The organism is Pseudomonas sp. SDO52101_S400, assembly GCF_054071635.1.
The window spans coordinates 1-10,534 of record NZ_JBSVWF010000102.1 but is presented as its reverse complement, the minus strand read 5'-3'; the positions used below and the strand labels follow the sequence as shown (position 1 = coordinate 10,534).

The 10,534-nt window shown below is 60.0% G+C and carries 14 protein-coding genes; 6 read left to right on the top strand and 8 right to left on the bottom strand.

The annotated features are described in order from the left end of the window. Window positions 1–72: 72 nt before the first annotated feature. From ACW9HX_RS28265 to ACW9HX_RS28255, 3 genes are read right to left on the bottom strand one after another with little or no spacing between them, the layout of a single operon-like run. The gene (locus ACW9HX_RS28265) at window positions 73–696 is read right to left on the bottom strand and encodes an SOS response-associated peptidase (RefSeq protein WP_457383105.1); all 624 of its coding nucleotides are present in this window, start codon (window positions 694–696) and stop codon (window positions 73–75) included. A gap of 36 nt (window positions 697–732) precedes the next feature. Further along, entirely contained in the window at window positions 733–993 is a 261-nt protein-coding gene (locus tag ACW9HX_RS28260) for a putative signal transducing protein (RefSeq protein ID WP_085709319.1), read from the bottom strand. Window positions 994–1,002: 9 nt separating this feature from the next. After that, a complete protein-coding gene (locus tag ACW9HX_RS28255) occupies window positions 1,003–1,185 on the bottom strand; it encodes a CPXCG motif-containing cysteine-rich protein (RefSeq protein ID WP_085709318.1) in 183 nt (60 codons plus the stop codon). Between the two features lie 142 nt (window positions 1,186–1,327). Between ACW9HX_RS28255 and ACW9HX_RS28250 the strand changes: the two genes are divergently transcribed. Next, window positions 1,328–2,491, top strand: a complete 1,164-nt coding sequence (locus ACW9HX_RS28250; RefSeq protein WP_178083434.1) for a 1-acyl-sn-glycerol-3-phosphate acyltransferase — start codon at window positions 1,328–1,330, stop codon at window positions 2,489–2,491. 49 nt (window positions 2,492–2,540) lie between these two features. Here the strand turns inward: ACW9HX_RS28250 and ACW9HX_RS28245 are convergent, their stop codons facing one another. Beyond that, window positions 2,541–2,813, bottom strand: a complete 273-nt coding sequence (locus tag ACW9HX_RS28245) for a hypothetical protein (RefSeq protein WP_457383104.1) — start codon at window positions 2,811–2,813, stop codon at window positions 2,541–2,543. Between the two features lie 193 nt (window positions 2,814–3,006). On the opposite strand from ACW9HX_RS28245, the gene ACW9HX_RS28240 reads away from it, so the two are divergent. Beyond that, window positions 3,007–3,213, top strand: coding sequence for a hypothetical protein (locus ACW9HX_RS28240; RefSeq protein ID WP_457383103.1), 207 nt, complete (start codon window positions 3,007–3,009; stop codon window positions 3,211–3,213). 272 nt (window positions 3,214–3,485) lie between these two features. Here the strand turns inward: ACW9HX_RS28240 and ACW9HX_RS28235 are convergent, their stop codons facing one another. Next, the gene (locus ACW9HX_RS28235) at window positions 3,486–4,070 is read right to left on the bottom strand and encodes a YajG family lipoprotein (RefSeq protein ID WP_096822774.1); all 585 of its coding nucleotides are present in this window, start codon (window positions 4,068–4,070) and stop codon (window positions 3,486–3,488) included. A 190-nt stretch (window positions 4,071–4,260) separates the two neighbouring features. On the opposite strand from ACW9HX_RS28235, the gene ACW9HX_RS28230 reads away from it, so the two are divergent. Together ACW9HX_RS28230 and mqo are read left to right on the top strand one after the other, a co-directional pair. Then, window positions 4,261–4,494 carry a hypothetical protein gene (locus tag ACW9HX_RS28230; RefSeq protein WP_085733640.1) on the top strand — a complete coding sequence of 78 codons (234 nt, stop codon included), beginning with the start codon at window positions 4,261–4,263 and terminating at the stop codon, window positions 4,492–4,494. Window positions 4,495–5,229: 735 nt separating this feature from the next. After that, window positions 5,230–6,738, top strand: a complete 1,509-nt coding sequence (gene mqo / locus ACW9HX_RS28225) for a malate dehydrogenase (quinone) (RefSeq protein WP_457383102.1) — start codon at window positions 5,230–5,232, stop codon at window positions 6,736–6,738. A gap of 75 nt (window positions 6,739–6,813) precedes the next feature. Here mqo and ACW9HX_RS28220 read toward each other — a convergent pair whose 3' ends face one another. From ACW9HX_RS28220 to ACW9HX_RS28210, 3 genes are all read right to left on the bottom strand, one after another. Further along, complete coding sequence (locus ACW9HX_RS28220) at window positions 6,814–7,101, bottom strand: PA4642 family protein (protein WP_134828070.1); 288 nt, start codon at window positions 7,099–7,101, stop codon at window positions 6,814–6,816. A 63-nt stretch (window positions 7,102–7,164) separates the two neighbouring features. Then, window positions 7,165–7,644, bottom strand: a complete 480-nt coding sequence (locus ACW9HX_RS28215; RefSeq protein WP_457383101.1) for a hypothetical protein — start codon at window positions 7,642–7,644, stop codon at window positions 7,165–7,167. Window positions 7,645–7,826: 182 nt separating this feature from the next. Next, the gene (locus ACW9HX_RS28210) at window positions 7,827–8,384 is read right to left on the bottom strand and encodes a hypoxanthine-guanine phosphoribosyltransferase (RefSeq protein WP_096822770.1); all 558 of its coding nucleotides are present in this window, start codon (window positions 8,382–8,384) and stop codon (window positions 7,827–7,829) included. Window positions 8,385–8,549: 165 nt separating this feature from the next. Here ACW9HX_RS28210 and upp point away from each other — a divergent pair, with 165 nt between their 5' ends. Further along, a complete protein-coding gene (gene upp / locus ACW9HX_RS28205; RefSeq protein WP_007951682.1) occupies window positions 8,550–9,188 on the top strand; it encodes a uracil phosphoribosyltransferase in 639 nt (212 codons plus the stop codon). A 2-nt stretch (window positions 9,189–9,190) separates the two neighbouring features. Beyond that, window positions 9,191–10,465: a uracil-xanthine permease family protein gene (locus ACW9HX_RS28200; protein WP_096822768.1), complete on the top strand. Its 1,275-nt coding sequence runs from the start codon at window positions 9,191–9,193 to the stop codon at window positions 10,463–10,465. The last annotated feature ends 69 nt before the right edge of the window (window positions 10,466–10,534 follow it).

Genomic DNA, 10,534 nt, shown 5'->3' with positions numbered 1-10,534 from the left:
TCAGTCCCCTCTCCCTCCGGGCGGTCCGACGTTTCGGGAGGGTTAGGGTGAGGGGAGGCTTTTGATCTGCCGCTAGGCCGGAGTCAAACACTCCGGCCCGTTGAGCTTCGGATCATTGACCATGTTCGCCAGCACCCGCTCGCGCAACACCGCAGGTTCACTGGCGAGCAGGCCTTGCAGGACATGCAACGGCGTTTCAGGATCAAGCCACGCCGCCTGCCCCGCCTCATCGAGAATCAACGGCCGGCGCTGACTGGCCGCAGGCTGCGTGATCACCGCAGTGCTGAGCCAGACCTGCTCCTGCACCGGGTACGCCTCCCAGATCGCCGCGAAAAACAGTGAAGAGCCTTCCCCCGGCGTCAGCCAGTACGGGCGCTTGCGCGTGGTGCCGCGCCATTCGTAAAAGCCGTTGGCCGGCAGCAGGCAACGGCGCAGGCGCAGGGCTTCGCGGAACATCGGTTGTTCGGCGACGGTTTCGGCCCGGGCGTGGGCCGGCGTACGTGACAGGTCAGTCAGCCACGGCGGTGTCAGCCCCCAACGAGCACGGGCCAGCGTGCGCTGGCCGTCGGGTTCGGCGCGCAGCATCAACACCGAATCGTTGGGGGAAATGTTCCACTGCGCCTGCTGATCGGCAGGAAAACCTGGCAGGTTCGCGAAATCGCGGTTCCAGCGAAACAGGGCATAACGTCCACACATGGGGCAACACGACTCAAGAATAAAACGAACGCCAGCCTAACAGACCAGCGTACCGGGGAAGCTCTCCGGTTCATCGCCGGGCAGCGGCAGCGCAGCATTGTACGCGCTGATCAGTTCGCGGGCGTATTCAGCCTGATCGTTCTCGACCGACAGCCCGAGCAAGCCGAAGATCGGCAACTCGCCCGTGCCCCCGAGCAGATCGCGCCCGACCAGATGCGCCTCGATACCTTCGCTGGCGAGCATGCCCTTGAGCATTTCGCCTTCCATCAGGTTTTCCGGCTCGTAGATTCGCTGCATGGGCGCACCTCACTCGTTTTCGCTGAAGACTTCCAGAAACCAGTCCTGGCCATCGACCTGCAGGACGAACGTAATTGGCCGGCAACATACCTGACAGTCTTCAATATAGGTCTGATCACCCGCCGACAGGTCCACTGTCGTCTCGACTTCCTCCCCACAGTACGGACATTCATACAGTGCGCTTTCCAGCATCGCGGTCTCCCGGGTGACTTGTGCGTATAATCGCCGGTCTATTTGCAGGGCTATTTTTGTCTGGCTACTTTTTCAGACCGTGCCCCGTTGGTTTTCGATCAAAACCTTTACTTACCCTAGCCGTTTCCAACAAGAGAGCATGATGGGCGAATTCGATGCCATCCGACCTTACGACGACAGCGAAGTACCTGCGGTACTGGCAAGACTGCTCGGCGACAAGGCGTTTCTAGATATCCTCACCCACTTCCGCTTCCCGCGTTTCGCCGGTGCCTTCGGCTGGATGCTCAAACCACTTATAGCCCATCGGCTGCGTCGTGAGTTCGCCGACGTGACGTCAGTGGCGACTTTGCAGGACAAGGTCGAGTTCTACGTCGACCACACCATCGAGCGCGCCACCGACGGCGTGACCTACACCGGTGTCGAGCAATTCAAGTCCGGCAGTGCTTACCTGTTCATCGCCAACCACCGCGATATCGTAATGGACCCGGCCTTCGTCAACTATGCGGTGTACCACGCCGGCCTGCCGACCCCGCGCATCGCGATTGGCGACAACCTGCTGCAAAAACCTTTCGTCAGCGACCTGATGCGCTTGAACAAAAGCTTCATCGTTCACCGTTCGATCACCGGGCGCCGCGAGAAAATGGCCGCGTACCAGTTGCTGTCGGCCTACATCAACCACTCGATTCGCAACGATTGCGCTTCGATCTGGATCGCCCAGGCCGAAGGCCGGGCCAAGGACGGCGACGACCGTACCGAGTCGGCGATCCTCAAGATGTTCCACATGAGCCGCAAGGACGAGCCGTTCGGCGAGGTCATCCAGTCGCTGAACCTGACCCCGGTGTCGATCAGCTACGAATACGACCCGTGCGACCAGGCCAAGGCCCGCGAGCTGTACATCCGCGCCACCACCGGCACCTACAGCAAGGCGCCGGGCGAGGATGACGTGAGCATCGCCAAGGGCATCACCGGCTACAAGGGCCGGGTTCACGTGAACTTCGCCGCGCCGATCACCGAGCTGTTCGAAGACACCAAGCAATTGGCGGTCGAGATGGACAAGCAGATTCTCGGCGGTTACCGGTTGTTCCCGGTGCATTACCTGGCGTACGCGCAGTGGGCGGATGCCGATCCGCAGTTGAACGTACCGAAGGCCGCCGACGTGTTCGGTGCCGAGGAACTGGCCAAGGCCCAGGAAGAATGGCAAAGCCGTCTGGACGCGTGCCCTGAGGAGCACCGTCCGTATCTGGTGCTGCAATATGCGACGCCGGTGCGCAATCAGTACCGGGTCAAGGCTGGTTTGCCGCTGTAAGCGGTTTCGGCCGGATACAAGAACGGCGCCCTCGGGCGCCGTTTTTCGTTCAGTAGCGGGTGCTGATCCAGGACACCAGCAACGCCAGGCCCAGACAGGCAAAGCCGAAGCGGTAGAAGAAGCGGTTCATGCGCAGGGTTGCCCAATCGAGCACCGGCTCTTGATCCGGCTGACTCTGGCGCTGGGCCGCAATACTGGCCATCGCCCGTTGTTCGCGACGACGGGTCGCGTGCAACAGCCAACTGCCCGGAAAGGCCAACAGCAGGGCCAGCAGGTTGATCAGTTTGGCGGGATGGGCGGTAAACAGCGTCATCAAGTGCATCACAGACCTCAATCTAAACCGGAATGGCGAACGCCAGACCGACGACCGCGGCGCGGATTCTACCGAAACCCTCCCCCGCAGCCCTACCCTTTACGACAAATAACCCATCAATCGACCGATGGCTGTCCTGTGTCACGGCATCGTCATTTGTTTCGGCCACCCTGCGCGCCTCGAAACGTAAACGGAATGCGACATGCTTCACGCTGAAAACCAGGATCGTCTGTACCTCATCTCCCCGTCCGACGAACAACAGGCTCTCGTCGGCAGTCTGGCCTTCAATGTTCAGGATCGTCACTGGCTGGTGTATTGCGCCCTCGGCGGGCATCAGCATGCTGACTTGCCCGAGGCAGACCTGCTGACCGGCGTCAGCGTACTCGACTTCTATTCCCAGGCCGCCTAAAAGCACAAGCACCCTCACCCTAGCCCTCCCGAAACGTCGGACCGCCCGGAGGGAGAGAGAACCGACCGAGTTGTTTTTCGAGGTACATCGACCTGAAATTTCAAGGTGAATGTAGATCTCAAGAGCAACATAGATTTGCTCCCTTTCCCCTCGCCCCCTTGGGGAGAGGGCTGGGGTGAGGGGGTAGGATCTCCCGGACACCACAAATCTACCGCCCAGAAAAAAGCCCGGAACCATCTCTGGCCCCGGGCTTTTTCACATCAACCAAGAACTTACTCGGCGAGGATCTGACCCACGGTCGGATCCTTGAACAGACGGGTCAGCGCATCGCTCAGCACATCGCTGACCAGTTTGGTGTTGGTTTCCTGGTTCGGCGCCATGCCGAAACGCTGGTCCAGCGACGCACCGTAACGGCCGCTGTAGCGACGGTTGCCGCTCTGCACATCGGAGCGGAAGGTCGCGCCGATGGTGGCTTCGGTCACGTACATGCCTTCTTTCGGCGACTGGTATTTCAATTCCGTCAGGGTCACGGTCAGTTGTGGAGCATTCATCGCACCGTTGGACGGGGTGAAGCCCAGCAGACGCACGGCGGCTTCGGCCTGGGCCTGCAACTTCGGCAGGATCTGCTCGCGCTGCACGGTGATGGCGCTGGTTTCCGGGTACAGGCCGCCGCGGGTGCCCAGGGTTGGCGACGGACGACCGTCGACCACGCGGACCACGACAGGCTGGCCATGGCCGACCGGGGCCAACTGAGTGGTCAGCTTCGGTTCCGGGCTCAGTTGTTGCGGGCTGTGGGCGCAGCCAACCAGGGTCAAACTGGTCACAGTGATCAAACCGAACAACAGGCGTTGCAACATGCTCTTCTCTCCAGAATCAGGCACAGACAGGCCGGCAGTATAGCGGTGGGCCACTGCGGGTCACCAGCACTGAAATCTCTGACAAACCCCGGCGCACGCGGTTCCTGTCACAGATTATTCACCGCCCTTACACGTTCGCGTCACGGCCCTTTGACAATCTTTGCCACAGATACCCAAAAGGAACCCTGCCATGCGCTATCTGATCTCGTTGTTCGCCCCACGTCCGCTGCACCGCAGCTTCGCCCTGCTCGACCACAACGGCCATTGCCAGGCTTTCAAACAATGCAGCCTGCAGCCCATGGGTGACGGCTGGGTCGAAATCGAGGAAATTCGCCTCAACTGGTTGCACCAGCCTCTGCCGGCCAGCGCCCGGGTCGAACAGCACCGCCCTCGCGCACGTGCCCAGGCGATGTTGAGCATCTGACCGGATGCCTAATAAAAGTCATTAAACTCGACCAACTCCCCGCATTTCTTCGATACAATCTCCCCCCGATTATAAGGACGTCTCCTGATCGGGCCCCGCAACAGCGTCAATGCGCTTGCATTGGCATCAAAATCGCCCACAGAGAGCCGCCCACACAGATCGAGTGAAGCTGGCGTGCTTGCTGTTTCCCTGGCAAATCCCCGCTTTTCGCGAATCTGCAGAGCTGTCATGACGCTCGGTCACTGAGTTGTTTGCCCGTTTTGCCTGCCCATGTATCGCGTGGTGGCAATCCTTCCGGGCACGGTGCCAGGCCCGGACAGCCCTTTTTGAGGTTCACGTCTTCAAAAGAGCGTGAAAAAAACGGGTTTTCACAACTTCACAAGAGTGTGGCGAGCAAATGAATAGTTTTGCGTCTGAACATGCACCATTAGCGTCTGAAACAGCCCAACGACACAGGAACGGGTACGCCTCGAATACCGGAGCCTGAAGCCTGTCCGCTACGGATTTGGTTGCACAAACGGATGTCTCGACCATAAGTCGAATTGCCAGCCCCGTGCTGAAATGAGTTCATGTGACTCTTGAAGCCAGGCCGCACGCATCCGTCGAAGTTGCGAAAAATTGCGAAGATTCGGACATGGCAAACCTGGCCATGGGTACCTGGGGCCAACTGACCTGCCCCGGACACCTGGCAGCCATGCCGACAATTTGGTGCTGCAGATTTTGGAGACGCGTTAAATGGCGCATAACGAAGCAGTCGACGTAGTTCTGGTTGGGGCCGGCATCATGAGTGCCACCCTTGCAGTGCTGCTCAAAGAGCTCGACCCGGCGATCAAGCTGGAAGTCGTCGAGCTGATGGATTCCGGTGCCGCGGAGAGTTCCAACCCGTGGAACAACGCCGGTACCGGCCACGCCGGCCTGTGCGAGCTGAACTACACGCCGCAGGCTGCCGACGGCACCGTCGACATCAAGAAAGCCGTGCACATCAACACCCAGTTCGAGGTGTCGAAGCAGTTCTGGTCGTACCTGACCAAAAAAGGCACGTTCGGCTCATGCAAATCCTTCATCAGCCCGGTGCCGCACCTGAGCTACGTCGAAGGTGAAAAAGGCGTTTCATTCCTCAAGGAACGCTTCAACGTGCTGCACAAGCACCACGCCTTCGCCGACATGGAATACACCGAAGACAAAGCGAAAATGGCCGAGTGGATGCCATTGATGATGCCGGGGCGTCCGAAAGACCAGGTGCTCGCCGCCACCCGCGTGATCAACGGCACCGACGTCAATTTCGGCGCGCTGACCAATCAGTTGCTCAAGCACCTGACCAGCGCACCGGATGCCCAGGTCAAGTACTGCAAGCGCGTGACCGGCCTCAAGCGTAACGCCAATGGCTGGACCGTCAGCATCAAGGACGTCAACAGCGGCAGCAGCCGCGAAGTCGATGCCAAGTTCGTGTTCCTCGGCGCCGGTGGCGCGGCCCTGCCGCTGCTGCAAGCCTCGGGTATCGAAGAAAGCAAAGGCTTCGGCGGCTTCCCGATCAGCGGCCAGTGGCTGCGTTGCGACAACCCGGAAGTGGTCAAGCATCACCAGGCCAAGGTATACAGCCAGGCTGCCGTGGGTTCGCCACCGATGTCGGTGCCGCACCTGGACACTCGCGTGGTCGATGGCAAGAAGTCCCTGTTGTTCGGGCCATACGCCGGCTTCACCACCAAGTTCCTCAAGCACGGCTCCTTCATGGACCTGCCGCTGTCGGTTCGCGCCGGCAACATCGGACCGATGCTGGCCGTGGCCAAGAACAACATGGACCTGACCAAATACCTGGTCAGCGAAGTGATGCAGTCGATGGAACAGCGCCTGGAATCCCTGCGTCGTTTCTACCCTGAGGCGAAAGCCGAAGACTGGCGCCTGGAAGTGGCCGGCCAACGGGTGCAGATCATCAAGAAGGACCCGAAAAAGGGCGGCATCCTGCAGTTCGGTACCGAACTGGTCGCTGCAAAGGACGGCTCCCTCGCCGCCCTGCTCGGCGCTTCGCCAGGTGCTTCGGTGACGGTTTCGATCATGCTGGAACTGATCGAAAAATGCTTCCCGGCCAAGGCCAAGGGTGAGTGGGCTGCCAAACTGGCGGAAATCTTCCCGGCCCGTGAAAAGGTCCTGGAAACCGACGCTGCGCTGTACCGCAAGATCAACGCGCAGAACAACGTCGCGCTGGAGCTGGTCGAAGCCAGTAACGAGACCGAAAGCTACGCCTGATTCGGCTCCATGAAAAACGCCCCGCACTCAGTGAGTGCGGGGCGTTTTTTTGTGCCTCGGGAAAACCGCGAGCTATCAGCCGCGTGCTTTTTCGATCAGCTCGATGTATTCCGGTGCGTTGCGCTGATCGCGGATCTGGTCGACGAAGGTCTTGCCGTGCTCGTCCTTGCCGTCCACGTCATAACCGGCTTCAACGAAGAAGGTCAGGAAGCGCTCGAAATCGTCGATGCGCAGGCCACGGTAAGCCTTTACCAGTTTGTGCAGCGACGGCGAAGTGGCGTCGACCGGCTCAAAATCGAGGAACAGCTTGATCTGCTCATCGCCGATCTCGTCACCAATCACTTGCTTCTTATCTTTACGCATTGCCGACTCCAGCTCGCAGACATTTCACGGGGCGGGCAGTTTACCCCTGCGCAGGCACAAGGCTCAACGCGAGCGCGTGCTGCCGGTGTGCAAATCGGCCCAGATGTGGCCGTTGGCGTAGGTCAGGAACTGGCAATACACCGTTTCGTTGCGCAACAGATCGATCACCACCCGGTACTGGGCCAGCGGGTAGAAGAGCGTCAGGGTCTTGCTCTTGTCGTCATACACCGGTTTTTTCAGGCTTTTGCTTTCGCCGTCAAAACTGACCAGCACCTGGTTGATCGTCGCTCCCTTGTTCAGCGACTTGCCCTTCAGGCGAATCATCAACGGCGACGTGACCGGAATCGGCTGCTGATTGGACTGACGCTGGGCGCCGACCACCACCGAATAGTCGGTGACCTGCAACAGTTGCTGCTGCTCAGGTTCGGCATCACGCAGGGTGAGGTCGTCGGGCGGCAGGAACTGACTGTGCATCGGCGCGGCGGCCAGGGGCAGGCTGAGGGTCAGCAACAGGGCGGCGCAGCTGCGGATCAAGAGGCTCATGACAGGCTCCGGAGGGCGTGGCCGAGCACTCTAGCATGGGTATCGCGGATGGATCAGCACACACAAAACAACTGTGGGAGCGTGGCTAGCCCGCGATAGCGTCGGCATATCCAACATCTATGTGTCAGACAGTCCGCCATCGCGGGCAAGCCCGCTCCCACAGGGATCGGGGTTACCCGGAATTACATGCCTTTGACGGCGAAGATCCCGTTGGCGTTGCGCCAGTAGCCTTTGTAGTCCATGCCGTAACCGAAGATGTAACGGTCGACGCACGGCAGGCCGACGAAATCGGCTTTCAGGTCAGGACGGGCCTTGCGGTCGTGGTCCTTGTCGATCAGCACGGCAGTGTGCACTTTGCGCGCGCCAGCGTGTTTGCAGAAGTCGATGATCGCGCCCAGGGTGTGACCTTCGTCGAGGATGTCGTCGATGATCAGCACGTCACGGTCAATGAACGAGACTTCCGGCTTGGCTTTCCAGAACAGGTCACCGCCGCTGGTTTCGTTGCGATAGCGGGTGGCGTGCAGGTAGGACGCTTCCAGCGGGAACTGCAGATGGGTCAGCAGCTTGCCGGAGAAAATCAGCCCGCCGTTCATCACACAGAACACCACCGGGTTGCTCTCGGCCAGTTGTTCGTTGATTTGTGCACCGACGCGGGCAATGGCAGCCTCGACTTCAGCTTCGGTGTACAGGCAGTCAGCCTCTCGCATGATTTGACGGATATGCTCGAGATCAGCGGACATGGCGCTCTCCAGGGGGGACGGATTTCGGAAAAGCGGGCAAAGGTACGCATCAACCGAGGCCGAATCAAGCATTTGTGGACTAACGTACTGTATGTCCTATAGGACATCACCCTCGGATAGATTAATCTAGGCCGGTTTTTTTGCCCGCCGCCGGAGCCTTTCCCCATGTCCATCCAAGAGATCCGCCATCCGCTGATCCGTCACAAACTTGGCCTTATGCGCCGTGCAGACATCAGCACCAAGAATTTCCGTGAGCTCGCTCAGGAAGTCGGTGCCCTGTTGACCTATGAAGCTACAAAAGACCTGCCGCTGGAAACCTACGATATCGAAGGTTGGTGCGGCACTGTGTCGGTCGAGAAAATCGCCGGCAAGAAGATCACCGTCGTGCCTATCCTGCGTGCCGGCATCGGCATGCTCGAAGGCGTGCTGAGCCTGATCCCGGGTGCCAAAGTCAGCGCCGTCGGCGTTGCCCGTAACGAAGAAACCCTGCAGGCCCACACCTATCTGGAAAAACTGGTTCCGGAAATCGACGAGCGCCTGGCCATGATCATCGACCCGATGCTCGCCACCGGCAGCTCCATGGTTGCGACCATCGACCTGCTGAAGAAGGCCGGTTGCAAGGACATCCGTGCGATGGTGCTGGTTGCCGCGCCGGAAGGCATTGCCGCTGTCGAGAAAGCTCACCCGGACGTGATCATCTACACCGCGTCCATCGATCAGAAACTCAACGAGCACGGCTACATCATTCCTGGGCTTGGCGATGCCGGTGACAAGATCTTCGGCACCAAGCAGAAGGACGCGTAACCATGCAGCAAGAGTTCAACGATCCGCTCTGGCGCACGGTGCTGTCCGGCGCACAGATGCTGTTCGTGGCTTTCGGCGCCCTGGTGCTGATGCCGCTGATCACGGGCCTTGACCCGAACGTGGCACTGTTTACCGCAGGTCTTGGGACGATTCTGTTCCAGATCGTCACCGGGCGTCAGGTGCCGGTTTTCCTGGCGTCGAGCTTTGCCTTTATCACCCCGATCATTCTCGCCAAAGGCCAGTTCGGCCTGGCCGCGACCATGGGCGGCGTGATGGCGGCCGGTTTCGTCTACACCTTCCTCGGCCTGGCCGTGAAGATCAAAGGCACCGGCTTCATCGACCGTCTGCTGCCGCCGGTGGTGATCGGTCCGGTGATCATCTCCATTGGTCTGGCCATGGCGCCGATTGCCGCGAACATGGCAATGGGCAAGGCCGGTGACGGTTCCGAGCTGATCCATTACCAGACCGCGATGATGATCTCGATGCCGGCGCTGCTGACCACATTGATCGTGGCGGTGTTCGGCAAAGGTATTTTCCGTCTGGTGCCGATCATCTCCGGCGTGCTGGTGGGCTTCGCCATGTCTTTCTATTTCGGTGTCGTCGACACCGCGAAGATTGCGGCAGCCCCGTGGTTTGCGATTCCTCATTTCACCGCGCCGGAGTTCAACTGGCAGGCGATCCTGTTCATCGTCCCGGTGGCGCTGGCCCCGGCCATCGAGCACATCGGCGGCGTGATTGCAGTCGGCAGCGTGACCGGTCGCGACTACCTGAAGAAGCCGGGCCTGCATCGCACCCTGCTGGGTGACGGTATCGCCACCACGGCAGCCGGCCTGTTCGGCGGTCCGCCCAACACCACCTATGCCGAAGTGACTGGCGCGGTGATGCTGACCAAGAACTACAACCCGAAAATCATGACCTGGGCGGCGATCTTCGCCATCAGCCTGGCGTTCATCGGCAAGTTCGGCGCCCTGCTGCAAAGTATTCCGGTGCCGGTGATGGGCGGGATTCTGTGCCTGTTGTTCGGCTCGATCGCGGCAGTGGGGATGAACACCCTGATCCGTCACAAGATCGACCTGGGCGAGGCGCGCAATCTGGTGATCGTTTCGGTGACCCTGGTGTTCGGAATCGGCGGTGTGCTGGTCGGCACCGGCACCGGTCCCGACGACTTCGGCCTCAAAGGCATCGCGCTGTGCGCGGTGGTGGCGATTGCGCTGAACCTGATCCTGCCGGGCAACGACAGCTGGAAACACAAGAAGGCGGATGAGCCGCTGCTCTGATTCCTACCGTCAGATCAGCTTGTCTGTCAGATAGCCTTCGCGAGCAAGCCCGCTCCCACATTTGATCTC